Here is a 24942-nt window from a genome sequence, read left to right on the forward strand (position 1 = left end):
GTCTGTTGTGGGGCGGGTGCGGGGGGTGTGTGGCTTGTCGCGCAGTTCCCCGCGCCCCTGGGTAGGTCTGGGCAGCCGCCAGCCGCCAGCCGCCAGCCCGCCGTCGGCCGCCCGCCGTCAGTAGCCTGCCACCCGCCGTCGGACGTGAGCCGCCCACTGTGAGCCAGCGGCCGACCGTCAGCCGTCAGCCGTCAGCCGTCAGCCGTCAGCCGTCAGCCGTCAGCCGTCAGCCGTCAGCCGTCAGCCGTCAGCCGTCAGCGGTCAGCCGTCAGCGGTCAGCCCTTGGCCGCCAGGCGTCCGCGCCCCCCGCCGCCCGCCGGGAGGTGAGAGGCGGGCGTGAGAGGGGGTGGGGCGTCATGCCCGGAGGCGTAGGCCCCGTGGGGTGGCGATGAAGCCTGAGGTCTCCAGGAGGGGGCCCATGGGGGAGGTCAGGGCCGATGTGCCGTTGATGCGTTCCACGGTGACTGTGCCCAGGGAGCCTGCGCGGGCGGCTGCTGCCAGGGCTTCGGCGGCGGACTGGAGGCGGGGGTCCTCGGTGGGTTTTTCGTCCGGGCTCTCGGGCCAGGCCAGGAGGGTTTTGCCGCCGCGTTCCATGTAGAGGGTCAGCTCGCCGTCGACCAGTACGACCAGGGAGCCTGCCTTGCGGCCCGCCTTGTGGGTGGCGCCGGTCGGGGGTTCTGGCCAGGGGAGGGCGGCGCCGTAGGCGTTCGCGGGGTCGGCGGCGGCCAGGACCACGGCTCGGGAGTCGGGGGTGCGAGACCGGGCGCGATGGGGGGTGACGGGGTGGGCCGGGGTGTACGGGCCGCCTGAGCCGTAGGGGCCTGGGCCGTACGGGCCGCTGCGGGGGGCGCCGGATCCCGGTGCGGCCAGGTCGCGGGGGGAGACGTAGTCGCCGGGGGAGTGCGGGGTGTCGTCCAGCCACGTGAAGTCGAGGTCGTCGGCCGGGGCGGTGGTACCGGGCAGTTCCGAGACGTGCTGCGGGGCGGTGAGGGCGAAGTCGTTGTCCGGGACCGGCAGGCCGTCGCCCCGTTCGCGGGCGTTCGCCACCGCGCGGAGGCGGTCCACCGCGCCGTCCATGGCGAACTGGGCGGCGCCGAGGCCTTCGACGACGTAGCCGCGGCGGGCCTGGCCGGTCTCCTCGAAGGCGGACAGGATGCGGTACGTCGCAGAGAAGCCGCCCTCGACGCCTTCCGCGGAGACCGCGCCCCGGGTCACCACGCCGTGCCGGTCCAGGAGGGTGCGGGCCAGGGCGTGAGCGCGGAGGGTGGGGTCGGGCTCGCGGTCGGGGAGCAGGGACCAGCGGCCGGCCACTGTGGGCGGGCCGGTGCGGGAGGCCGGGCGGGCGGCGGCGGTCAGGGAGCCGTAGCGGCCTCGGGGGATCGTGCGCTTGGCGCGGTGGGCCGTGGAGCCGGCGGTGCGGCCCGAGCCCAGGAGGGAGCGCATGGGGGTGAGGGTGTCGTTGGTGAGGCGGCCGGACCAGGCCAGGTCCCAGATGGCGTCGGCGAGTTGGGGGTCTGTGGCGTCGGGGTGGGTCGTCGCGCGGACCTGGTCGGCGATCTGGCGGAAGAAGAGGCCGTAACCGCCGGAGAGCGCGGTCAGGACGGACTCGTGGAGTGCCGTCAGCTCCAGGGGGTGCGGTGGGGGCAGGAGGAGGGGGGCCGCGTCGGCGAGGTAGAGGGAGATCCAGCCGTCCTTGCCGGGTAGGGAGCCGGCTCCGGCCCACACCAGCTCGCCCGCGGACGTGAGTTCGTCCAGCATGGCCGGGGTGTAGTCGGCGACTCGGGACGGCAGGACCAGTTTCTCCAGGGCGGACGCCGGTACGGAGGCGCCCTGCAACTGCTCGACGGCGCGCACCAGTCCGTCGATGCCGCGCAGGCCGTGGCCCTTGCCGATGTGCTGCCACTGGGGGAGGAACTGGGCGAGGGCCGGCGGGGGAACCGGCTCCAGCTCATGGCGCAGGGCTGCAAGGGAGCGGCGGCGCAGTCGGCGCAGTACGGCGGCGTCGCACCATTCCTGGCCGATGCCCGCGGGGTGGAACTCGCCCTGTACGACACGGCCGTTCGCGGAGAGTCGCTGGAGCGCTCCTTCCGTCACCGCCACGCCCAGGCCGAAACGGGCCGCGGCCGTCGCCGAGGTGAACGGGCCGTGAGTGCGGGCGTAGCGCGCGAGGAGGTCGCCGAGGGGATCCTTGACCGGTTCGGTGAAGGCTTCCGGGACGCCGACCGGCAGGGCGGTGCCGAGTGCGTCGCGCAGGCGCCCGGCGTCCTCGATCGCCGCCCAGTGCTCGGAACCGGCGATGCGGACCTTGATGGCGCGGCGGGCGGCGGCCAGATCCCCGGCCCAGTGCGGCTCCGCGCCCCGCTCGGTCAACTCCGCGTCGGTCAGGGGTCCCAGGAGGCGCAGGAGGTCCGCGACGCCTTCCGTGTCCTTGATCCGGCGGTCGTCCGTGAGCCACTGCAGTTCTCGCTCCAGCTCGGCCAGCACCTCGGCGTCGAGCAGCTCACGCAGCTCCGCCTGGCCGAGGAGCTCGGCCAGCAGGCGGGAGTCGAGGGAGAGGGCCGCCGCGCGGCGCTCGGCGAGGGGCGAGTCGCCCTCGTACAGGAACTGGGCGACGTATCCGAAGAGGAGGGAGCGGGCGAAGGGGGACGGTTCGGGGGTGGTGACCTCGACCAGGCGGACCTTTCTGGATTCGAGGTCGCCCATCAGCTCGACGAGGCCGGGGACGTCGAAGACGTCCTGGAGGCATTCGCGGACCGCCTCCAGGACGATCGGGAACGAGCCGAACTCGCTGGCCACCTGGAGGAGTTGGGCGGCGCGCTGGCGCTGTTGCCACAGGGGCGTGCGCTTGCCCGGGTTGCGGCGCGGGAGGAGGAGGGCCCTGGCGGCGCATTCGCGGAAGCGGGCGGCGAACAGGGCCGAGCCGCCCACCTGGTCGGTGACGATCTGGTCGACCTCGCCCTTGTCGAAGACGACGTCCGCGGCGCCGACCGGGGCCTGGTCCGCGTCGTACTCCGTACCGAGCTTGGTCGGTTCCTGGTCGAGCAGGTCCAGGCCCATCAGGTCGGCGTCCGGGAGGCGGAGCACGATTCCGTCGTCCGCGTGCATGACCTGGGCGTCCATGCCGTAGCGCTCGGAGAGCTTGGCGCCGAGGGCGAGGGCCCACGGGGCATGGACCTGGGCGCCGAACGGGGAGTGGACGACCACGCGCCAGTCGCCGAGTTCGTCGCGGAAGCGCTCCACGACGATCGTGCGGTCGTCGGGGATGTGACCGCAGGCCTCGCGTTGTTCGTCGAGGTACGCCAGGACGTTGTCGGCCGCCCAGGTGTCCAGGCCCGCCGCGAGGAGGCGGGGGCGGGCCTTGTCCTTGGGGAGTGAGCCGACCTCGCGGAGGAACGCGCCGACCGCGCGGCCCAGTTCGAGGGGGCGGCCCAGTTGGTCGCCCTTCCAGAAGGGGAGCCGGCCGGGGACGCCGGGGGCGGGGGAGACCAGGACACGGTCCCGGGTGATGTCCTCGATGCGCCAGGAGCTGGTGCCGAGGGTGAAGACATCGCCCACCCGGGACTCGTAGACCATCTCCTCGTCCAGCTCGCCGACCCTTCCGCCGCCCTTCTTGGGGTCGGCGCCGGCGAGGAAGACGCCGAAGAGGCCGCGGTCGGGGATCGTGCCGCCCGAGGTGACCGCGAGGCGCTGGGCACCGGGGCGGCCGGTGATGGTGCCGGCGACTCGGTCCCAGACCACGCGCGGGCGCAGCTCCGCGAAGGCGTCGGACGGGTAGCGGCCGGCGAGCATGTCGAGGACCGCGGTGAAGGCGGAGTCGGGGAGGGAGGCGAAGGGGGCGGCCCGGCGGACCGTGGTGAGGAGGTCGTCCAACTGCCAGGTGTCCATCGCGGTCATGGCGACCAGTTGCTGGGCAAGGACGTCCAGGGGGTTGGCGGGGACCTTCAGGGACTCGATGGAGCCGGTGCGCATGCGTTCGGTGACGACGGCGGCCTGGACCAGGTCGCCGCGGTACTTCGGGAAGACCACGCCGGTGGAGACCGCGCCCACCTGGTGGCCCGCGCGGCCCACGCGTTGGAGGCCGGAGGCCACGGAGGGGGGTGATTCGACCTGGACGACCAGGTCCACCGCGCCCATGTCGATGCCCAGTTCGAGGCTGGACGTCGCCACCACTGCGGGGAGGCGGCCGGCCTTGAGGTCCTCTTCGACCAAGGCGCGTTGTTCCTTGGAGACCGAGCCGTGGTGGGCTCGGGCGATGACCGGGGGTGCGCCCTGGGCCGCGCCGGAGCCGCCCATGAGTTCCGCGGGGGCGTGGTGTTCGTCCAGGGGTTCGCCGGTGGCCCGCTCGTAGGCGATCTCGTTGAGGCGGTTGCAGAGGCGTTCCGCGAGGCGGCGGGAGTTGGCGAAGACGATGGTGGAGCGGTGGGCCTGGACGAGGTCGGTGATGCGCTCCTCGACATGGGGCCAGATCGAGGGGCGCTCCGCTCCTTCGGTGCCGTCGGCCACCGGGGAGCCGCCCAGTTCGCCCAGGTCCTCGACCGGGACCACCACGGAGAGGTCGAACTCCTTGCCGGATTCGGGCTGGACGATCTCCACCTTGCGGCGGGGGGAGAGGTAGCGGGCCACCTCGTCGACCGGACGGACCGTCGCGGACAGGCCGATGCGGCGGGCCGGGTTCGGGAGGAGCTCGTCGAGACGCTCGAGAGAGAGGGCCAGGTGGGCACCGCGTTTGGTGCCGGCCACCGCGTGCACCTCGTCGAGGATCACTGTGTCGATGCCGGTCAGTGCGTCGCGGGTGGCCGACGTCAGCATCAGGAACAGGGATTCCGGGGTGGTGATCAGGATGTCCGGCGGGCGGGTGGACAGGGCTCGGCGCTCCGCGGCGGGGGTGTCGCCGGAGCGGATGCCCACTTTCACCTCGGGTTCGGGAAGGCCCAGGCGGACGGACTCCTGGCGGATGCCGGTCAGGGGACTGCGGAGGTTGCGTTCGACGTCCACCGCCAGGGCCTTGAGGGGGGAGACGTAGAGGACCCGGCAGCGCTTCCTCGGGTCCGCGGGCGGAGGTGTGGAGGTCAGCTGGTCCAGTGCGGCGAGGAAGGCGGCCAGCGTCTTGCCGGAGCCGGTGGGGGCCACCACCAGGACGTCCGAGCCCTCTCTGATGGCGGTCCACGCGCCGGCCTGGGCTGCGGTGGGCGCGTCGAAGGCGCCCGTGAACCAGCCACGGGTCGCGGGGGAGAAGCCTTGGAGGGCCCGGTGCGCAGTGCTGACCATGCGTCCATCCTGCACCCGGGGACTGACAATGGCTCTGAGCTGGGGATTTGTGTGGGCGGGACCGGAGGGCGTCCCGTGCGGGGACCGGGCGGGGGCCGGGCGGGGGCCGGACGCGCCGTTGTGCTGCCGGTACGCCTGCCGGGGTCAGCCGATGGAGTGGCCGTACGCCCTCAGGGTGCGGAGGGCCGTGATCGTCGCCATGGGGCGTGCTTCCAGGGTGGTGCCCGGGGCCCACTGGCGCCGGTGGACCGGCCAGCCGCCGTCCTCCTGCTGTTCGCTCTTGAGGAAGTCCAGGGAGCGGTCCATCTCCTCGTCCGTGAACCACGCGCGCGCGAGGGAGTGTGGCGTCTTCGCGTAGTCGTGGGGGAAGTGGTGCTCGTCCGGGGCGTAACCGGGCGGCAGGGGGTGGGTGTCCAGGCGCTCCGGATCCAGTGCGGCCAGGCGGTGTTCGCGGACCAGACGGCCGAGGCGGTCGGCGACGGCCTCCGCGCGCGGGCGGTCGGGAGCGGAGTCCAGGAAGGCCACGGCGGCCTGGATCTCGTACGGGTGGGTCCGGTGCAGGGATTCGACGGCCTGCCAGCAGAAGTCCGTGGCGCGGAACAGCCAGGCGTGCCACACCTCGTTGCGGTGCAGCAGGCCCACCACCGGGCCGGTGGCGAGGAGGTCGCTGGGCGGGTCGTCCTTGACCGGGAGGGACGGGGCTGCCGGGTAGCCGCGTTGGCTGGGACGGATCGCCGGAAGAGCGCCGTCCGGAGTGGAGACGGAGGTCAGATAGCGGCATACGCGTTCCACGCGCTGGCCGCCGCAGCGGCCGATGGCGTCCAGGACGCGCAGGGCGTGGCCGACGTGCAGGGGCTGGCTGACGGGGCCGCGCAGGTCGGGCTCCAGTGCGTGGCCGTATCCGCCGTCCTCGTTGCGGTACGCGTCCAGCGCGGTCTCCACCGGGTCGGCGTTGCCGTTGAGGAAGTGATGTGCGAAGAGGCGCTGTTCCAGCACGCGCGCGGTGAGCCAGACGAAGTGCTCGGCGCGGAAGAGCGGGGAGTGCGCCGGGGGCGTCGGGGGGAGTGGGGAAGCTCCTGTTTCAGCCATGCGTCAGACCGTAGGACGGAAAGCGTTCTCGACAAGCGGGACCGGACGAGGCCCACTCTCAGGGGCGGGATACTGGTGTCATGCGGTTGACGGTCTTCTGGCAGCGGATGGTGGATCACTTCGGTCCGGGCTACGCCGACACCTTCGCGCGCGACCACGTCATGGCGGAGCTCGGCGGGCGCACGGTGCACGAGGCGCTGGATTCCGGCTGGGAGGCGAAGGACGTGTGGCGAGTGGTGTGCATCGTCATGAACGTGCCACAAGAACAGCGCTGACCGGTCACGAAGATCCCCAGGGGGCAGCGGATTGTCAGCCGCGTGGGCGAAACTTGCACCGTGGCACCCACTGACGAGACCGACGACGTTTCCCAGCACGCGTCCCCCTTCGGCACGACACCACCCACGCGGCCCCCGGCCGACGGTGCCGGGACGAGCACCCGCATGCCGCGCTGGCTGCCGCGGGCCGTGGTGCTCACGCTCGCTCTCTACGCCACCTTCCAGTTGGGCACCTGGGCCTTTCACCAGCTCACCGGGCTGCTGATCAACATCCTCATCGCGTTCTTCCTGGCCCTGGCCATCGAACCGGCGGTGAGCTGGATGGCCTCGCGCGGGGTGCGCCGCGGGTTCGGCACGTTCATCGTCTTCTTCGCCGTACTGATCGTCTCCGCGGGCTTCGTCACGCTGCTCGGCACCATGCTGGCGAACCAGATCATCAATCTCGTCGAGGAGTTCCCCGCCTACCTCGACTCCGTCATCAACTGGGTCAACACGCACTTCCACACCGATCTGAAGCGCGTGGACGTCCAGGAGGGGCTGCTGCGCTCCGACTGGCTGCGCAACTACGTGCAGAACAGCGCCACCGGTGTCCTGGACGTGTCCGCCCAGGTCCTCGGCGGGCTCTTCCAGCTGCTGACGATCACGCTGTTCTCGTTCTACTTCGCGGCGGACGGGCCCCGGTTGCGGCGCGCGCTGTGCTCCGTACTGCCGCCGGCGAAGCAGGCCGAGGTGCTGCGCGCCTGGGAGATCGCCGTCAACAAGACCGGCGGCTATCTGTACTCGCGCGGTCTGATGGCACTGATCTCCGGCATCGCGCACTACATCCTGCTGCAGGCCCTGGACGTGCCCAACGCGCCCGTGCTCGCCGTCTGGGTGGGCCTGGTCTCGCAGTTCATCCCGACGATCGGCACCTATCTCGCGGGTGCCCTGCCCATGCTGATCGCGTTCACGGTCGACCCCTGGTACGCGCTGTGGGTACTGGTCTTCGTCGTGATCTACCAGCAGTTCGAGAACTACGTGCTGCAACCCAAGCTGACCTCGAAGACCGTCGACGTGCACCCCGCCGTCGCCTTCGGCTCGGTCATCGCCGGCACCGCCCTCCTCGGCGCGGTGGGCGCGCTGATCGCCATCCCGGCGGTCGCCACGCTGCAGGCGTTCCTGGGGGCGTACGTGAAGCGGTACGACGTCACGGACGATCCCCGGGTGCACGGTCACCGGATGTCGGACTCCGGCCTGCTCACGCGCGTGCGTGCGTTGTGGGCGAAGCGGACCGAGCGGGACTCGCCGGGCGACTCCTCCTGAGCCGATGCCTCTTCCCGGCGTGTCCGTTGTCGCCGGAGGGCGATGCCCGGGACTCTGGCTGCGGTACTCCGGTCACACCGACGAGCAGGGGGCAGCGATGATCGCGCGAGTAGCCGTATGGGAACCGATGCCGACCGACGACCGTGACTGGGTGCTGGAGGCGGCCGCCGGGGTTCCCGGCGTGCACGGCACCTACCACCTCGTCGACCCCGCCACCGGCAACGGCCTGTCCCTCGCCTTCTTCGAGGACGAGGCCGCCGCCCAGGCGGCGCGAGCGGCGATCGAGCGGCGCGCGGAGGAGATCGGCTGGTACGACGTTCCGCATCCCTCGCCCGCCTCCGCGACCCTCTACGAGGTCATGCGGCACGCGTAGCACGGCCGCCGGGCGCTGCCGGGCCCACGGCCGGGCCGGCCTTCACCGGGCCCGGGACACGGGCGCGCGAGTGCCGCGTGGTGCGCTTGACACGAAAATCGAACATCCATTCTTATGGAAGCTCCGGCGAAGCTTTCGGCGGGGGTTTCCGCACGGTTTCGGTGGAGAAGTCCCCGAGTTATCCACAGGCCGGACGGGCGTCGGGGCGCATTGTCAGTGGCAGGCGTTAGCGTCTTTGACGTGAAGCGATCGACTCAAGCAAATCGGGTGGAACCCATGGCAGGAACCGACCGCGAGAAGGCCCTGGATGCCGCGCTCGCACAGATTGAACGGCAATTCGGCAAGGGCGCGGTCATGCGCATGGGCGACCGGTCCAAGGAGCCCATCGAGGTCATCCCGACCGGGTCGACCGCGCTCGACGTGGCCCTCGGCGTCGGCGGCCTCCCGCGCGGCCGCGTGGTGGAGGTGTACGGACCGGAGTCCTCCGGTAAGACGACCCTGACCCTGCACGCGGTGGCGAACGCCCAGAAGGCCGGCGGCCAGGTCGCCTTCGTGGACGCCGAGCACGCCCTCGACCCCGAGTACGCGAAGAAGCTCGGCGTCGACATCGACAACCTGATCCTGTCCCAGCCGGACAACGGCGAGCAGGCCCTGGAGATCGTGGACATGCTGGTCCGCTCCGGTGCCCTCGACCTCATCGTCATCGACTCCGTCGCGGCGCTCGTCCCGCGCGCGGAGATCGAGGGCGAGATGGGCGACAGCCACGTCGGTCTGCAGGCCCGACTGATGAGCCAGGCGCTGCGGAAGATCACCAGCGCGCTCAACCAGTCCAAGACCACCGCGATCTTCATCAACCAGCTCCGCGAGAAGATCGGCGTGATGTTCGGCTCCCCGGAGACCACGACCGGTGGCCGGGCGCTGAAGTTCTACGCCTCGGTGCGCCTCGACATCCGCCGCATCGAGACCCTCAAGGACGGCACGGACGCGGTCGGCAACCGCACCCGCGTCAAGGTCGTCAAGAACAAGGTCGCGCCGCCCTTCAAGCAAGCCGAGTTCGACATCCTCTACGGCCAGGGCATCAGCCGCGAGGGCGGTCTGATCGACATGGGCGTGGAGCACGGCTTCGTGCGCAAGGCCGGCGCCTGGTACACGTACGAGGGCGACCAGCTCGGCCAGGGCAAGGAGAACGCGCGCAACTTCCTGAAGGACAACCCCGACCTGGCCAACGAGATCGAGAAGAAGATCAAGGAGAAGCTGGGCGTGGGCGTGCGTCCCGAGGAGCCGACGGCGGAGCCGGGTGCCGACGCCGCCGCGGTCACCGCGGACGACGCCGCGAAGACGGTGCCCGCCCCGGCGGCCAAGGCCGCCAAGCCCAAGGCCGCGGCTGCCAAGAGCTGACCCGTGACTCGACGAACCGACTGGGCCGAGTACGCCTACCAGGACGCCCTGCGCGAGCGGGGCAGGGCGGGCGACGGGGGATCTGCCGGGCCGGGCGGCGATGCGCACGGGGACGGTACGTACGGGGACGGTGCGGACTGGGGGCACGGCCGTGCGGCGTCGTACGGCTCGGGGGGCTCGTACGGCGCCGGGGGCTCGTACGGCGATGGCGGGGCCCGCGGTGACGGCGGGACCCATGGCGCCGACCCTCCGTACGGCCGTGACTCCTCGTACGGACACGAGCCGCCGTTCGGCGGTGAGCGGCCGTACGGCGGTGAGCCGGGTGGCGGGGAGTGGTCGGACGACGGGGCGGCGGACGGTTCTGCCGTGTCCGGTGGCCGTTCACGGCGTGGCGGTGGTCGCGCGCGTGGAGGCCGCGGCAGTGGTGCGGGCGGTTCCCGTGGGCGTCGGCAGCGACGCGGCGACGGGCCTCCCGATATGGACGGAGGCGCCTCTTCCTCGTCGAGGGCCGAGCAGGGGGAGCCTTCAGGGGACCCGGTCGAGCGGGCGCGGGGCATCTGTCTGCGCCTGCTCACCGGGACCCCGCGCACGCGGAAGCAACTCGCGGACGCCCTGAGCAAGAAGGGGATTCCGGACGAGGCGGCTGAGGAGGTGCTGTCGCGGTTCGAGGAGGTCGGGCTGATCAACGACAGCGCGTTCGCGGACGCCTGGGTGGAGTCCCGGCATCACGGGAGAGGGCTGGCCCGGCGGGCCCTCGCCCAGGAGCTGCGGACCAAGGGCGTCGACTCGACGCTGATCGACGCAGCCGTCTCGCAGCTCGACTCCGAGCAGGAGGAGGCGACCGCGCGTGAGCTGGTCGACCGCAAGCTGCGTTCCACTCGTGGCCTCGACCGCGACAAGCGTCTGCGCCGGCTCGCGGGCATGCTCGCCCGCAAGGGTTACCCCGAGGGCATGGCGCTGAGGGTGGTCCGGCAGGCACTCGAGGCGGAGGGCGAGGACGCGGAGTTCCTTGAGGACGAGGGGTTCTGAATCGGGCTCAGCTCACGGGGGTTGGGCGGCTAACGGAGGCCGCACCCACACCTACGAACCCACCGGCAGCCCCGCCGCCCGCCACGCCTGGAACCCGCCCACCAGGTCCGTCGCCCGGTGCAGCCCCAGCCGGTGGAGGGAGTCGGCCGCCAGGCTGGAGGCGTACCCCTCGTTGCAGATCACCACGACACGCAGGTCATGACTCGTGGCCTCGGGGGCGCGATGGCTGCCGTGCGGGTCGAGGCGCCACTCCAGCTCGTTGCGCTCGACGACGAGGGCGCCGGGGACCAGACCGTCCCGTTCGCGCAGGGCGGCGTAACGGATGTCCACGAGCAGCGCCTCACCGAGCCGGGCGGCCTCGTACGCCTCCTGTGCCTCGATCCGGTCGTAGCCCTCGCGTACCCGCTCCAGCAACTCGTCGATGCCGACGGGCAGTTGGTCCGAGCCCGGGCCCCCCGAACCCGAGCCCGAATCCCCTGGGCCCGAACCCGAGCTGGTATCGAGGACCCGCGTTCGCGCCCGGGCCCGCACCCCCACCCCACGCACCGTCACTGCCAGTCCTCAGGCCGTTCCACATGCTCCAGACGCAGCACCTGCCCGGTGCGGCTGTAGCGGCGGATCTGCGGCAGCGGCGGGTAGTAGGCGTGGACGGAGATCGCGTGCTCGGCGGTGGACTCGTTGAGGACCTCGTGGACATGGTGCTGTCCGAAGGAGCGGCCCTTGCCGGCGGGGAGCCGTCGCTCCCGGTCGATGCCCTCGGAGAGTTCGAGGGTCTTCCAGCCGTCCGCAGGGAGCCGAGCGGTGAGTGAGTTCTCCTTGAGTTCGCCGGCGGCCGTCACGAAGGCGCCGACGGACTCGGCGTGGTCGTGCCAGCCGGTGCCCGTACCCGGCGGCCAGCCGATCAGCCACGCCTCGCTGCCGCCGGGGCCCTCCAGTCGCACCCAGGTGCGGCCCTCCGGGTCGAGCGGGAGCGAGGAGATCAGCTCGGCGTCGGCGGCGGTCCGCCGTACGAAATCGAGGAGTTCCGCCTGCGTGGGCGCGGAAACGGCGGACACAGAGGGAGAGGGAGACACAGGCACCGTCCTGAAGAGCGTTCGCGGAGAGCGCGCGGCAGCCGGTACGACGGGCACGGCACGCGCGGGAGAAAGGGAGATGCGAATCAGCAGGACGGGCGACACACGCAGCCCGCATAGCGGACGAGGTCCATATGGACCCTCCGCCACAGGCGCACACAGGTGTCGGTCATGGTGCGGAGTAGACCATGACGGTAAGGACCGGTCAACTCGCCGTCACTATGTGGAACGCACAGATGTACACACCTCACAGTGACGGCGGATACGGCAGGGACCAGGTCAGCGAGAGCCGGTCGTCGCCTCCGACTTCGCCGGCCCGCCCAGGGTCGCCTCCGCGGCCGCGTACAGGTCGGCCGGGCGTACGCCGTTCAGCGCGGTCACCAGGTGGCCGTCGGGCCGGATCAGCAGCACGCTGTGCGCGGCCGCCCCCGGGTAGCTCTCCGCGACCAGCAGCTCGGCCGGGTGCGGCAGCGCGGTCACCGCCCCCGCCAGCCGGGGCATGAGCCCGGCGCCCACCCAGTGCTTGCGCTCCCACACCCCGGTCCCCGGCGCGATCAGCACGACGAGCAGCGCCCCGCGGCCGAGCCGGTCCCGCAGCCGTACGAAGGAGCCGTCCTCGGCGGTGACCCGTACATCGGTGATCGGCGCACCCGGGGCCGTGTCCACCGGGACCTCCGCCTCCAGATGGCGGGGCGCGAGCGGCGAGGAGGTGTACGCCCCCGGCGCGCCGAGTGTGCCGCGCCCCAGGTGGCCGTCGGTGAGGAGCGTGTCGTGGCCGCGCGCCGAGCCGGGGACGACGGACCGCAGACCGCCACCGCCGCGCACCAGCGGCAGCGCCTGGTCGGCGGCGCGCAACCGGGCGGCGACGACCGCGCGCCGTTCCGCCTGATAACTGTCGAGCAGCGCCTCGTGCGGCCCGTGGTGCCAGGCCGGCGCCAGCTTCCAGGCGAGGTTGTCGGCGTCCCGCAGCCCCTCGTCCAGCCCTTGCGTCCCGAGCGCGCCGAGCAGGTGCGCCGCGTCCCCGGCGAGGAACACCCGCCCGACCCGCCAGCGGCGCGCCAGACGGTGGTGGACCGTGTGCACGCCGGTGTCGAGGAGCTCGTACGGCGGTGTCGGGCCGTCCGTCCAGCCGGCGAGGGTCTCGCGGATGCGGGTCACGAGGAGTTCGGGTGTGACGAGGTCCTTGCCCGGCGGCAGGAGCCAGTCGAGGCGCCACACACCGTCCGGGAGGGGACGGCCGGTGACCTCGCCGGCTGAGGGTCCCGAGGTCCGCCACGGCGGCATGCGGTGCAGCAACGCCTCGTCCTGCCACGGGAGTTCCGTGCGCAGCGCGGCGACGGCGTGGCGCTCCACCGCCGTACGGCCGGGGAAACGGATGTCGAGGAGTTTGCGGACCGTGGAGCGGGGGCCGTCGCAGCCGACCAGGTAACTGCCGCGCCACCACGTGCCCTTGGGGCCGCGGGTGTGGGCGGTGACGCCGGCGGGCTCCTGCTCGACGGCGTCGAGGCGGCTGTCGGCGCTGACCTTGACGAGCCGCTCGTCGGCGCAGGCATCGCGCAGGGCGCCGGTCAGTACGTGCTGGGCGATGTGCAGGGGCGAGGGCTCGGAGGCGTCGAAGGTGACCTCGCGCATCACCTGCTTGCGGCGCAACGACCGCCATCCGGCCCAGTGGGCGCCCGCCTCGGACAGGGCGACACCGGTCAGGCGTTCGATGAGGGCGGCGGTGTCCTCGCGCAGGACGACGGTACGCGCGGGGCGGGGCTCGTCCTTGCCGGGACCTTCGTCGAGGACCACGGACGGCACGTCCTGGCGGGCCAGGGCGAGGGCGAGCGTGAGCCCCACGGGCCCAGCTCCGACGATGATCACCGGGTCCACGGCGTGGCTCCCCCTGCCCGCGAGGGCGTCCCGAGGGACGTATGTGAACAGGAGGTTGGAGCAGGGTGCACGATCACAGAACGTATGCAACCCATTGCCGGTGCTTGCGTCAAGTGACGGAGGCAGTGGCGATCATGCCACTGCCTCCGTGTGGTTCAAGCTTCTTGACGGATCATCAGAGTCCGCCGCCACCGCTGGTGTTCTCACCGGTCCCGAGGGTCCCGGGGATCGCTGCGGGATTGATCTCCGTGTCCTCGCCGAGCACCGCACCCGTGCTCTTCTTGCTGCGCCGCAGCCTCTTCTCCAGCCAGCTCGCGAAGCTGGTGAGGATGAAGTTCACGATGATGAAGATGATCGCGACGACGATGAAGCTGGGGATGACGTTGGCGTAGTTGGCGGCCAGCGTCTGGCGCGCGTTGAGCAGCTCGGTGAAGCCGAGCATCACGCCGCCGAGCGCGGTGTCCTTCACGATGACGACCAGCTGGCTGACGATCGCCGGGAGCATCGCGGTGACCGCCTGCGGCAGCAGGATGCTGGTCATCGTCTGGCCCTTGCGCAGACCGACCGCCTTCGCCGCCTCCGTCTGCCCCCGGGGCAGGGCCAGGATGCCGGCCCGGACGACCTCGGCGAGGACCGACGCGTTGTAGAGCACCAGGCCGGTGACGACGGCGTACAGCGGGCGCTGCTCGCTGCTGATGTCCGTGGAGCGGACGTAGAACTCGTTGGCGAACAGCATCAGCAGCAGCACCGGGATGGCCCGGAAGAACTCCACCACCGTGCCGGCCACGGAACGCACCCAGAGGTGGTCGGAGAGCCGGGCGATGCCGAAGACCGCGCCCAGCGGAAGGGCGATCACCATGGCGAGGGCCGCGCCCTTGAGCGTGTCCCCGAGTCCTGGCAACAGATATGTCGTCCAGGCCTGCTCGGTGGTGAACGGCTCCCACAGGGCCCACTCGAGCTGGTTCTTGTCGTCCATCATCGACCAGACCCACCACATGAGGAGGGCCAGCAGGAGGAAGAAGACCACCGAGATCAGGATGTTGCGCCGCTTGGCGCGGGGGCCCGGAGTGTCGTACAGAACGGAGCTCATCGCTTCACCGCCAGTCGCTTGCTCAGCCACCCGAGGAAGAGGCCGGTCGGCAGGGTCAGGACCACGAATCCGAGGGCGAAGACGGCGCCGATGGCGAGCGTCTGGGCCTCGTTCTCGATCATGGTCTTCATCAGGGCGGCGGCCTCGGCCACACCGATCGCGGCCGCCACGGTCGTGTTCTTGGTGAGGGCGATCAGTACGTTGGCGAGGGGGCCGATGACCGCGCGGAAGGCCTGCGGCAGCACGATGAGCCGCAGCACCTGGCTGAAGCTCAGCCCGATGGCACGCGCCGCTTCCGCCTGTCCGGTCGGCACGGTGTTGATGCCGGAGCGGATGGCCTCGCAGACGAAGGCCGCGGTGTAGGCGACGAAGCCGAGGACGGCCAGCCGGAAGCCCTGGACGTCGAAGTCCTTGGAGCCCAGCGTCACACCGAAGATGTCGGCGAGACCGAGCGAGCAGAAGACGATGATCACCGTCAGCGGGATGTTCCGGACGATGTTCACGTACACGGTGCCGAACCCGCGCATCAGCGGGACCGGGCTGACCCGCATCGCGGCCAGCAGAGTGCCCCAGATCAGGGAGCCGAGGGCGGAGAGGGCGGTGAGCTTCACCGTCATCCAGAACGCCCCTAGGACGTCGTAACCATCAAGAAAGTCGAACACGATCTCCCGCGCTTCCGGGTGTCTGGGGTACGTGGAGGGGCACGGCGCGCCGCCGCCCTGATCGCTGCGGGCGGCGGCGCGCCGGTGGAATCCCTTGCGTTACGAGACGATGTCGCCGATCTTCGGCGCGGGCTCGTTCTTGTAGTTGGCCGGGCCGAAGTTGTCCTTCACGGCCGTGTCCCAGGCGCCGTCCTTGACCATCTTCTCCAGGGCGGCGTTGATCTTGTCCGTGGTCGCGGTGTCGCCCTTCTTCACACCGATGCCGTAGTTCTCGTTGCTCAGCTTGAGGCCGGCGAGCTTGAACTTGCCCTTGTACTGGTCCTGCGCGGCGAAGCCGGCGAGGATCGAGTCGTCCGTGGTCACCGCGTCCACGGCACCGCTCTGCAGGGCGGCGATGCACTCGGAGTAACCGCTCACCTGCTTGAGGTTGGCCTTCGGGGCGAGCTCGTTCTTGACGTTCTGCGCCGAGGTGGAGCCGGTGACCGAGCAGAGGTTCTTGCCATTGAGGTCGGTGGCCTCGGAGATGTCCGAGTCCGCCTTGATCAGCAGGTCCTGGTGGGCCAGCAGGTACGGGCCGGCGAAGTCGACCTTCTGCTTGCGCTCGTCGTTGATCGAATAGGTGGCGGCGATGAACTTGACGTCACCACGGGCGAGCGCGTTCTCACGGTCGGCGCTCTTGGTCTCGACGAACTCGATCTTGTCGGCGTCGTAGCCGAGCTCCTTGGCCACGTACGTCGCGACGTCCACGTCGAAGCCGGAGAAGGAACCGTCGGGCTCCTTCAGACCCAGACCGGGCTGGTCGAACTTGATGCCGACCTTGATCTTGCCACCGCCGCCGGAGCCCGTGTCGGCGCTGTCGCTGTCGCCGTCGTCCCCGCCGCACGCGGTCGCGGTGAGCGAGAGGACCAGCGCGGCGGCGGCCGCGGCGGTGACCTTGCGGAGCTTCATGGTGAACATCCTTTGTGTGATGAGAGATGCGGTCCGTCGAAAGGGGCGGCGGGTGACGCGGATCGTGCGGTGCGCCGTCAGTGGTGCAGGATCTTGGACAGGAAGTCCTTGGCGCGATCGCTGCGCGGAGCACTGAAGAACTGGTCCGGCACAGCCTCCTCGACGATGCGGCCGTCCGCCATGAACACCACCCGGTTCGCGGCCGAACGGGCGAACCCCATTTCATGGGTGACGACGATCATGGTCATGCCGTCGCGGGCGAGCTGCTGCATGACCTCCAGGACCTCGTTGATCATCTCGGGGTCGAGGGCCGAGGTCGGCTCGTCGAAGAGCATGACCTTGGGGTCCATGGCCAGGGCGCGGGCGATGGCGACCCGCTGCTGCTGGCCGCCGGAGAGCTGGGCGGGGTACTTGTCGGCCTGACTGCCCACACCGACCCTGTCGAGCAGCGCGCGGGCCTTCTCCTCGGCCTTCTTCTTGTCCGCCTTGCGGACCTTGATCTGGCCGAGCATCACGTTCTCGAGCACGGTCTTGTGCGCGAAGAGGTTGAAGGACTGGAAGACCATCCCGACGTCGGCGCGCAGCTTGGCCAGCGCCTTGCCCTCCGCGGGGAGCGGCTTGCCGTCGATGGTGATCGTGCCGTCGTCGATCGTCTCCAGGCGGTTGATGGTGCGGCACAGGGTGGACTTCCCGGACCCGGAGGGTCCGATGACCACGACGACCTCGCCGCGGGCGATCGTCAGATCGATGTCCTGGAGAACATGCAACGCGCCGAAGTGCTTGTTGACGCTCTTCAGGACGACCAGGTCTCCGGTCGCGGCCAGATCTTCCTTGGCCACCGATACTTCGGTCATCGCTATCGGGCTCCGTCCTCCTCGGTTTCGGAGGACACTAGTGACCCCACGCGACCTGCGTCATCAGCTTTGAGGGGAATCTGAGCATCACGATCCGATAGCAATCGGACACGTGTCGTAGCAGTTGTGAGCAGGGCGCATATCGGCCGGGTAACGGAAGCGGCGCGCAACCGGAACCCACTTGACGCCGTCCTCTTCCATCAGCGTGACTGCACAAGGTGTGCCTAGTACCGATCGTACGGCCGATGAACCGAAGGAGGCCCGGATGAGACTGCTCCTCGTAGAGGACGACAATCACGTCGCCGCCGCTCTGTCCGCGGTTCTGGCACGGCACGGTTTCGACGTCACCCATGCGCGCAGTGGCGAGGAAGCCCTCCAGGCCCTGGTCCCGGAAGGCGCCGGCTTCGGAGTCGTCCTCCTCGACCTGGGCCTGCCGGACCAGGACGGCTACGAGGTCTGCGGCAAGATCCGCAAGCGCACCAGCACGCCGGTGATCATGGTGACGGCCCGCTCCGACGTCCGCTCCCGTATCCACGGCCTCAACCTGGGCGCCGACGACTACGTGGTGAAGCCGTACGACACCGGAGAGCTGCTCGCCCGGATCCATGCCGTCAGCCGCCGTACCGTCCACGAGGACGCCGCCGCGGACGCCGAGACCGCGCTGCACCTCGGTTCGGTCCGGATCGAGCTGCCGACCCGTCAGGTCAGCGTGGACGGCTCGGTCGTCCAGCTGACCCGCAAGGAGTTCGATCTGCTCGCCCTGCTGGCGCAGCGTCCCGGAGTGGTCTTCCGCCGGGAGCAGATCATCAGCGAGGTGTGGCGCACCAGTTGGGAGGGGACGGGACGCACCCTGGAGGTGCACGTCGCCTCGCTGCGCGCCAAGCTCCGCATGCCGGCCCTCATCGAGACCGTACGCGGAGTCGGCTACCGGCTCGTCGCCCCGTCCTCGTAGTGTGCCGGGGTGCGCACCCGACTTCTTCCGCTGCTGATCATCCTGATGGCGGCCGTGCTGCTGGCGCTCGGCATTCCGCTGGCCTTCAGTGTGGCCGCCGCCCAGCAGCAGAAAGTGATCGTCGACCGGATCGACGACACCGCGCACTTCGCGGCGCTCGCCCAGTACGTCACCAGACAGGGCGACGAGCGGCAGAAGACCCTCCAGAGCGAACTCGACAGCTACTGGGAGGTCTACCGGATCAAGGTCGGCGTGTTCTACCGGTCGGAGATCATGGCCAACGCGCCGGCGACCTTCTTCATCCCCACGACGGGCGAGGTGAGGGAGGCGTTCGACGAGGCGCTGCTCAGCCGGCGCAGCGAGGACCCGCCGCAGGTCTTTCCCTGGCAGCAGGGGCGGCTCGTGGTCGCCTCCCCAGTCATCCGGGACGGTGACGTCGTCGCGGTCGTCGTCACCGACTCGCCCACGGGGGAGATGCGGTCGCGGATCCTGCACGGCTGGCTCGTCATCGGGGCGGGCCTGACGGCGGCGATGCTGGTGGCCGTCGGCGCGGCCCTCCGTCTGACGGGCTGGGTCCTCAGACCCGTACGCGTCCTCGACGCCACCACGCACGCGATCGCGAGCGGCCGCCTGAAGTCCCGGGTCGCGGCCGCCGGCGGGCCGCCGGAACTCCAGCGCCTGGCACGGTCGTTCAACGAGATGGCGGACAACGTCGAGGACGTCCTGGAGCAACAGCGCGCCTTCGTCGCCGACGCGTCACATCAGCTGCGCAACCCACTGGCCGCGCTGCTGCTCCGCATCGAGCTGCTCGCCTTCGAACTCCCGGAGGGCAACAAGGAGATCGCGTCCGTCCAGACCGAGGGCAAGCGTCTGGCCCAGGTCCTGGACGACCTGCTCGACCTCGCCCTCGCCGAGCACACCGACGCCGACCTGCGCGTCACCGACATCGGCGCGCTGGCCGCCGAGCGGGTCGCGGCCTGGGCCCCGACCGCCGAGGCCAAGGGCGTACGACTGGTCGGCGACTGTCCGCCCACCACCGGCTGGGCGGACCCGGTCGCCCTCTCCAGCGCGCTGGACGCGGTCATCGACAACGCGGTCAAGTTCACCCCTGACGGCGAGTGCGTGGAGGTGACGGTCTCCTCCGACGGCCGTACGGCGACGGTGATCGTGACGGACAACGGCCCCGGACTCACCGACGAGGAGCTCGCCCGCATCGGCGACCGCTTCTGGCGCAGCAACCGCCACCAGAACATCAAGGGTTCGGGCCTGGGCCTGTCCATCTCCAGGGCCCTGCTGGACGCGGGCGGCGGCCGGATCTCGTACGACCATCACGAACCGCACGGCCTGAAGGTGACCGTGACGGTGCCCCGCAGCGCGGCTACGGCTTGACCGAGCGGTAGTAGCGCCGGGCGCCCTCGTGCAACTGCAGCGGAGAGGTGTAGATCGCCGTGCGCAGGTCGACCAGCTGGGCGGAGTGCACCTTGCTGCCGATGTCGTCCCGGCTGCGGATCACGGTGCGGGTCAGCCACTCGGTGAGGCGGGGGTCCAGGTCCTCGCGGGTGATCAGCAGGTTGGACACGGCGATCGTCGGTACGGCGTAGGCGTCCTGGCCGTCGTAGGCCGACTCCGGGATGTTGGTGGGGCGGTAGTAGCGGTTGGCGGCGCTCTGGGTGTGCAGTTTGGCGACGAAGGCGGCCGTGATCGGGACGAACTTGAACGACGACGTCTTGGCGAGCGTCTTCAGGCCGTTCGTCGGCAGGCCGCCGGACCAGAAGAACGCGTCGATGGTGCGGCCGAGCTCGTTGACCTTGTCGATCCCGTACGCGTACGGCGTGATGTCCTTGGCCGGGTCGATGCCCTCCGCTTCGAGCACCCGGTTGGCGATCAGCCGCACACCCGACGTCTCCCGCCCTATGGCGACCCGCTTGCCCTTCAGCGCGGCCACGGAGTCGATGTTCGAGTCCCGCGGGACGACGAGCTGCACATAGTCGTCGTACAGCCGCGCGACCCCACGCAGCCCGGCGGCCTTCTCCGGGTTGTTGATCGCGTACGACTCCACCGCGTCGGCCGCCGCGATGGCGAAGTCGGCGTCGCCGGACGCCACACGCCGGACGTTGTCCTGCGAGCCGTCACTGGTCTCCAGGTCCACCTTGAGATCGGGCATGTCCTTGGCGAACTCCCCGGTCAGATCCTCGCCGTACTCCTCGTAGACGCCGCCGGGAGAGCCCGTACTGAACACGATCGTCCCGCCGGGGGGCTCCTCACCGGGGAGCAGCCACCACAACAGCAGGCCGAAGGCCAGGAAACCGGCGATCGCTCCCTGGAGCGCGCGGGTTCTGCTGAGGTGGGGGAAGGGCTTGGACATGGGCGCGATCCTGCCAGGTGGGGGGCGGGGGTGGCCAGGGTGAGGCGGACGCGGCGGAGGTGACTGAGGCGGCTGAGGTGTCAGTGGGCGTCGATAGAGTCGCCGTATGAGCTCATCGCCCGCCGACCTGGTCCGTGAATTCCACCTCGCCTTCGGCCTGGACGCCCGCAGCACGCCGACCACGGTGTCGCCGGAGCTGGCCGCCCGCCGTGGCGAGCTGCTCGCCGAGGAGGCCGCGGAGGTCGCCGAGGTGGCCGTCGAGGGCCCGCTCGACCGGCTGGCGCACGAGCTCGCCGACGTGGTCTATGTCGCCTACGGCACCGCCCTCGTCCACGGCATCGATCTCGACGCGGTGATCGCCGAGATCCACCGCTCCAACATGACCAAGCTGGGCCCCGACGGCCATGTCGCCCGCCGCGCCGACGGCAAGGTCCTCAAGGGGGATCACTACGAGGCGCCGGATGTGTCGGGGGTGCTGCGGCGGCAGGGGTGGGTGTCTTCGGAAGGGGTGGGCTGACGGGGGTGGGCTGACGGGGTGGGAGTGGCTGTGGCGCGTTGCGCTGAGTGGTGCTGGGTGATGGCGGGTGGTGGGGGCGCCGGACCGCCCCGCCGCCCCGCGCGCGACGCCCTCCCGGGCCGCCGACCCGCACTCGCAACACGTTGCCCTCACGGGAGCGGCGCCATCGGACCGCCCTTACCGGACCGACTCCGCCGGACCGCCCCGCGCGCCACGCCCTCCCGGCTCCCCGGGTCCCGCACTCGCAACACACCGCCCCCACCCCCTCAGACCGCCACCAACGCCTCCGTCACTCCGCCACCGAAGCCTCCCGCACCCCCGCCCCCTCCCCGCCCAACTCCCGGCGCTCCCCGAACCGCCGCGTCCACCGTGACGCCAACGGCTCCGTGTAGCGGGCCGTCAGAGGGCCGAGGACGACCAGGATCAGGACGTAGGCCGTGGCCAGGGGGCCCAGGGAGGGTTCGATGCCGGCGGTCACCGCGAGGCCGGCGATGACGATGGAGAACTCGCCGCGGGCGACGAGCGCTCCGCCCGTTCGCCAGCGGCCCTTGGCCGAGATTCCGGCGCGGCGGGCCGCCCAGTAGCCGGTGGCGATCTTGGTCGCGGCGGTGACCAGCGCGAGTGCGAGGGCCGGGAGCAGGACCGGCGGAATGCTGGCGGGGTCGGTGTGCAGTCCGAAGAAGACGAAGAAGACCGCCGCGAACAGGTCCCGCAAGGGGCTGAGCAGGGTGTGGGCCCCTTCCGCGACCTCACCCGACAGCGCGATGCCCACCAGGAACGCGCCCACCGCCGCCGACACCTGGAGCTGCTGGGCCAGGCCCGCCACCAGGATCGTCAGGCCGAGGACCACCAGCAGCAGCTTCTCCGGGTCGTCGCTCGACACGAAACGGGAGATGAGGCGGCCGTAGCGCAGCGCCACGAAGAGGACCAGGCCGGCCGTGCCCAGCGCGATCGCCAGCGTCACGCTCCCGGCGAGCAGCCCGGCTCCCGCCACCAGCGCGGTCACGATCGGCAGATACACCGCCATCGCCAGGTCCTCCAGGACCAGGACGCTCAGGATCACCGGTGTCTCACGGTTCCCGACCCGGCCCAGGTCGCCGAGCACCTTCGCGATGACGCCCGACGAGGAGATCCACGTGACGCCCGCCAGGACCACCGCCGCCACCGGGCCCCAGCCCAGCAGCAGCGCGGCCGCCGCACCCGGCACCGCGTTCAGCGCGCAGTCCACCAGCCCGGACGGATAGTGCGCCTTGAGGTTGGTGACCAGATCACCCGCCGAGTACTCCAGGCCGAGCATCAGCAGAAGCAGGATGACGCCGATCTCGGCCCCCGTCGCGATGAACTCCTCGCTCGCGCCGAGCGGCAGCAGCCCGCCCTCCCCGAACGCGAGCCCCGCCAGCAGATACAGCGGGATCGGCGAGAGCCGGAACCTCGCCGCGAACCGGCCCAGCAGGCCAAGACCCAGGATGATGGAACCGAACTCGATCAACAGGACCGCGGAGTGCACCCGTTCACTCCCGCCCGAGTATCGCCGCAGCCGCGTCCACGCCCTCACGCGTACCGACCACGATCAGCGTGTCGCCGCCGACCAGCCGGAAGTCCGGCGCGGGCGACGGGATCGCCGCCGCCCGCCGCAGCACGGCCACCACCGACGCGCCCGTCTCCGTACGCATCCGTGTCTCGCCCAGCACCCGCCCGTTCCAGGGCGAGGCCGCGGCCACCTCGATGCGCTCGGCCACGAGCCCCAGATCCGTCGTGTACAGCAGGCTCGCACTGTGGTGCGACGGCATCAGCGCGTCGATCAGCGACCCCGCCTCCGCCCCGGTCAGCCGCAGCGACTGCGCGCAGGAGTCGGGATCGTCGGCCCGGTACACGCTCACCGTCCGGGCACCGTCGCGGTGCGCCACCACGGACAGATGGCGGTGTTCGCGCGTCACGAGGTCGTACTGGACCCCGATCCCCGGCAGTGGCGTCGCCCTCAGGCGGGGTGCGGACACGTTTCTTCCCTTCGGCGAGCGTCGGTGGGCTTCAGCTCGGTGAACAATCGGCCGGCTTGCGCGGCCTCGGTGGTCATCGGTGGTCGGGTGATCAAGGTGCCGAGTCCGCATGCTGCCATCGGCCCGTACGGTGGCGATATGGGTGCTGCCACGGATATACGGGCCCGCCGACGGGCGGCGAGGCTGGTCACCGAAGGACCACGAGAGGAGGCCGGGACCAGCCACGTGTCACTGTTCTGGCGGATCTTCTCCCTCAACGCCGCCGGCCTGGTCGTGGCCGCCGCGCTGCTGCTCGGCCCGGTCACCGTGTCCACCCCGATCAGACGGGCCGAGGCGTTCGTCGTGCTCGCCGGCCTCGTCCTGCTCCTGCTCGCCAACGCGGCGGTCCTGCGGATCGGCCTCGCCCCGCTCAAGCGGCTCGGCCGTGCCATGGCCACCGCCGATCTGCTGCGCCCCGGCGCCCGCGCCGACGTCGCCGGTCCCGCCGAAGCGGCCGAGCTCATCACGACGTACAACACGATGCTCGACCGGCTGGAGGCCGAGCGCGCCTCCGGAGCGGCTCGTGCCCTGTCCGCCCAGGAACGCGAGCGCCATCGCATCGCGCGCGAGCTGCACGACGAGGTCGGGCAGACCCTGACCGCCGTCCTGCTCCAGCTCAAGCGCGTCGCCGACCGGGCGCCCGAAGAACTGCGGGAAGAGGTGGCGCAGGCCCAGGAGGCCACCCGCGCGGGGCTCGACGAGATCCGTTTCATCGCCCGCCGACTGCGCCCCGGCGTGCTGGAGGAACTCGGTCTGGCCAGCGCCCTGCGCTCGCTCGCCGGCGAGTTCAGCGCCCATGGCCTGACCGTGCGCCACCACGTCCCCGGCGGACTGCCGCCCCTGACCGAGGAGTCGGAACTCGTGCTCTACCGGGTCGCCCAGGAGGGCCTCACCAACACCGCCCGGCACGCCGTGGCCGACCACGCCGAGGTCCGGCTGGAACAGGTCGACGGCGGGGTCGAGCTGCTCGTCCGGGACAACGGGCAGGGTGTGGGCGAGGCGCCCGAAGGGTCCGGGATACGGGGGATGCGCGAGCGGGCGCTGCTCATAGGGGCGACGCTCGCGGTCGGCCCGGCGCCGGGCGGGGGCACGGACGTACGCCTGCGGGTGGGAGGGCCGCGATGACACCGGCCACTCCCGTCACCACCGGCCGCCCCGTCCGCGTCCTCCTCGCCGACGACCACACCCTCGTACGACGAGGAGTCCGCCTCATCCTCGACGGCGAGGACGATCTGACGGTCGTCGCCGAGGCCGGTGACGGGGCGGAGGCCGTGGAGCTGGCACGCGCGCGTGACGTCGATCTGGCGGTGCTGGACATCGCGATGCCCCGGATGACCGGCCTCCAGGCGGCCCGCGAGCTCTCCCGCCGCCTGCCCGACCTGCGCATCCTCATCCTGACCATGTACGACAACGAGCAGTACTTCTTCGAGGCCCTCAAGGCCGGCGCCAGCGGCTACGTCCTCAAGTCCGTCGCCGACCGCGACCTCGTCGAGGCGTGCCGGGCGGCCGTACGCGACCGGCCCTTCGTCTACCCGGGCGCCGAGCGCACCCTCGTCCGCTCCTACCTCGACCGCCTCCACCGCGGCGACGCACTGCCCGAGAGGGCCGTCACCGAGCGCGAGGAGGAGATCCTCAAGCTCGTCGCCGAGGGCCACACCTCCAAGGAGATCGGCGAGCTGCTCTTCATCAGCGCGAAGACCGTCGAACGGCACCGCGCGAACCTGCTGCAGAAGCTCGGGATGCGGGACCGGCTGGAGCTGACGCGGTATGCGATACGGGCGGGGCTGATCGAGCCGTGAGCCGTGAGCAGTCCCGGCCGAGGTGTCGCAACCGGTT

23 protein-coding genes are annotated in these 24942 nt (G+C 71.1%); 10 read left to right on the plus strand and 13 right to left on the minus strand.

Going from position 1 to position 24942, the window contains the following annotated elements; translation table 11 throughout:
- Window positions 1-354: 354 nt before the first annotated feature.
- Window positions 355-5268, minus strand: a complete 4914-nt coding sequence (locus tag PH203_RS05005; protein WP_289916696.1) for an ATP-dependent helicase — start codon at window positions 5266-5268, stop codon at window positions 355-357.
- 144 nt (window positions 5269-5412) lie between these two features.
- Complete coding sequence (locus PH203_RS05010; protein ID WP_289916699.1) at window positions 5413-6357, minus strand: hypothetical protein; 945 nt, start codon at window positions 6355-6357, stop codon at window positions 5413-5415.
- A gap of 80 nt (window positions 6358-6437) precedes the next feature.
- Between PH203_RS05010 and PH203_RS05015 the strand changes: the two genes are divergently transcribed.
- The 5 genes from PH203_RS05015 (at window position 6438) to recX (ending at window position 10734) form a co-directional block, all read left to right on the plus strand.
- Window positions 6438-6632 carry a DUF3046 domain-containing protein gene (locus tag PH203_RS05015; RefSeq protein WP_289916701.1) on the plus strand — a complete coding sequence of 65 codons (195 nt, stop codon included), beginning with the start codon at window positions 6438-6440 and terminating at the stop codon, window positions 6630-6632.
- A 60-nt stretch (window positions 6633-6692) separates the two neighbouring features.
- Window positions 6693-7934 carry an AI-2E family transporter gene (locus PH203_RS05020; protein ID WP_289916703.1) on the plus strand — a complete coding sequence of 414 codons (1242 nt, stop codon included), beginning with the start codon at window positions 6693-6695 and terminating at the stop codon, window positions 7932-7934.
- A 97-nt stretch (window positions 7935-8031) separates the two neighbouring features.
- On the plus strand, window positions 8032-8307 hold the full coding sequence (locus tag PH203_RS05025) for a hypothetical protein (RefSeq protein ID WP_289916705.1): 276 nt from the start codon (window positions 8032-8034) through the stop codon (window positions 8305-8307).
- Window positions 8308-8583: 276 nt separating this feature from the next.
- Complete coding sequence (gene recA, locus PH203_RS05030) at window positions 8584-9705, plus strand: recombinase RecA (RefSeq protein ID WP_289916707.1); 1122 nt, start codon at window positions 8584-8586, stop codon at window positions 9703-9705.
- 3 nt (window positions 9706-9708) lie between these two features.
- The gene (gene recX / locus PH203_RS05035; RefSeq protein WP_289916710.1) at window positions 9709-10734 is read left to right on the plus strand and encodes a recombination regulator RecX; all 1026 of its coding nucleotides are present in this window, start codon (window positions 9709-9711) and stop codon (window positions 10732-10734) included.
- Between the two features lie 51 nt (window positions 10735-10785).
- On the opposite strand, the gene PH203_RS05040 is transcribed toward recX, so the two are convergent.
- From PH203_RS05040 to PH203_RS05070, 8 genes are all read right to left on the minus strand, one after another.
- A complete protein-coding gene (locus PH203_RS05040) occupies window positions 10786-11169 on the minus strand; it encodes a rhodanese-like domain-containing protein (RefSeq protein ID WP_289918231.1) in 384 nt (127 codons plus the stop codon).
- A 113-nt stretch (window positions 11170-11282) separates the two neighbouring features.
- The gene (locus tag PH203_RS05045) at window positions 11283-11813 is read right to left on the minus strand and encodes a cysteine dioxygenase (RefSeq protein WP_289916711.1); all 531 of its coding nucleotides are present in this window, start codon (window positions 11811-11813) and stop codon (window positions 11283-11285) included.
- 80 nt (window positions 11814-11893) lie between these two features.
- The gene (locus tag PH203_RS49610; RefSeq protein ID WP_313960178.1) at window positions 11894-11980 is read right to left on the minus strand and encodes a putative leader peptide; all 87 of its coding nucleotides are present in this window, start codon (window positions 11978-11980) and stop codon (window positions 11894-11896) included.
- A 106-nt stretch (window positions 11981-12086) separates the two neighbouring features.
- Entirely contained in the window at window positions 12087-13682 is a 1596-nt protein-coding gene (locus PH203_RS05050) for an FAD-dependent monooxygenase (RefSeq protein WP_289916713.1), read from the minus strand.
- A 175-nt stretch (window positions 13683-13857) separates the two neighbouring features.
- A complete protein-coding gene (locus tag PH203_RS05055) occupies window positions 13858-14772 on the minus strand; it encodes an amino acid ABC transporter permease (protein WP_289916715.1) in 915 nt (304 codons plus the stop codon).
- Window positions 14769-15434 (minus strand): amino acid ABC transporter permease, encoded by a 666-nt coding sequence (locus tag PH203_RS05060; protein WP_289916718.1) that lies wholly within the window; start codon window positions 15432-15434, stop codon window positions 14769-14771. Before PH203_RS05060 ends, PH203_RS05055 begins: the two co-directional genes overlap by 4 nt.
- Before the next feature lie 99 nt (window positions 15435-15533).
- The gene (locus tag PH203_RS05065) at window positions 15534-16382 is read right to left on the minus strand and encodes a glutamate ABC transporter substrate-binding protein (RefSeq protein ID WP_289916720.1); all 849 of its coding nucleotides are present in this window, start codon (window positions 16380-16382) and stop codon (window positions 15534-15536) included.
- Window positions 16383-16459: 77 nt separating this feature from the next.
- The gene (locus PH203_RS05070; RefSeq protein WP_289916722.1) at window positions 16460-17236 is read right to left on the minus strand and encodes an amino acid ABC transporter ATP-binding protein; all 777 of its coding nucleotides are present in this window, start codon (window positions 17234-17236) and stop codon (window positions 16460-16462) included.
- 265 nt (window positions 17237-17501) lie between these two features.
- Between PH203_RS05070 and PH203_RS05075 the strand changes: the two genes are divergently transcribed.
- Together PH203_RS05075 and PH203_RS05080 are read left to right on the plus strand one after the other, a co-directional pair.
- A complete protein-coding gene (locus PH203_RS05075) occupies window positions 17502-18188 on the plus strand; it encodes a response regulator transcription factor (RefSeq protein WP_289916724.1) in 687 nt (228 codons plus the stop codon).
- A gap of 9 nt (window positions 18189-18197) precedes the next feature.
- A complete protein-coding gene (locus tag PH203_RS05080; RefSeq protein WP_289916726.1) occupies window positions 18198-19577 on the plus strand; it encodes a HAMP domain-containing sensor histidine kinase in 1380 nt (459 codons plus the stop codon).
- Here the strand turns inward: PH203_RS05080 and PH203_RS05085 are convergent.
- Window positions 19567-20553, minus strand: coding sequence for a TAXI family TRAP transporter solute-binding subunit (locus PH203_RS05085; RefSeq protein ID WP_289916728.1), 987 nt, complete (start codon window positions 20551-20553; stop codon window positions 19567-19569). The genes PH203_RS05080 and PH203_RS05085 overlap by 11 nt on opposite strands.
- Before the next feature lie 106 nt (window positions 20554-20659).
- Between PH203_RS05085 and PH203_RS05090 the strand changes: the two genes are divergently transcribed.
- Window positions 20660-21070, plus strand: a complete 411-nt coding sequence (locus tag PH203_RS05090; RefSeq protein WP_289916729.1) for a MazG nucleotide pyrophosphohydrolase domain-containing protein — start codon at window positions 20660-20662, stop codon at window positions 21068-21070.
- 289 nt (window positions 21071-21359) lie between these two features.
- On the opposite strand, the gene PH203_RS05095 is transcribed toward PH203_RS05090, so the two are convergent.
- Together PH203_RS05095 and PH203_RS05100 are read right to left on the minus strand one after the other, a co-directional pair.
- Window positions 21360-22577 (minus strand): cation:proton antiporter, encoded by a 1218-nt coding sequence (locus tag PH203_RS05095; RefSeq protein ID WP_289916730.1) that lies wholly within the window; start codon window positions 22575-22577, stop codon window positions 21360-21362.
- Window positions 22578-22581: 4 nt separating this feature from the next.
- Window positions 22582-23067 (minus strand): TrkA C-terminal domain-containing protein, encoded by a 486-nt coding sequence (locus PH203_RS05100; protein ID WP_289916731.1) that lies wholly within the window; start codon window positions 23065-23067, stop codon window positions 22582-22584.
- 138 nt (window positions 23068-23205) lie between these two features.
- Here PH203_RS05100 and PH203_RS05105 point away from each other — a divergent pair, with 138 nt between their 5' ends.
- Entirely contained in the window at window positions 23206-24231 is a 1026-nt protein-coding gene (locus PH203_RS05105; RefSeq protein WP_289916732.1) for a HAMP domain-containing sensor histidine kinase, read from the plus strand.
- Window positions 24228-24905 (plus strand): response regulator transcription factor, encoded by a 678-nt coding sequence (locus PH203_RS05110; protein ID WP_289916733.1) that lies wholly within the window; start codon window positions 24228-24230, stop codon window positions 24903-24905. Before PH203_RS05105 ends, PH203_RS05110 begins: the two co-directional genes overlap by 4 nt.
- The last annotated feature ends 37 nt before the right edge of the window (window positions 24906-24942 follow it).

The sequence above is a fragment of the Streptomyces sp. S.PB5 genome, assembly GCF_030403745.1.
Taxonomy (GTDB): Bacteria; Actinomycetota; Actinomycetes; order Streptomycetales; family Streptomycetaceae; genus Streptomyces.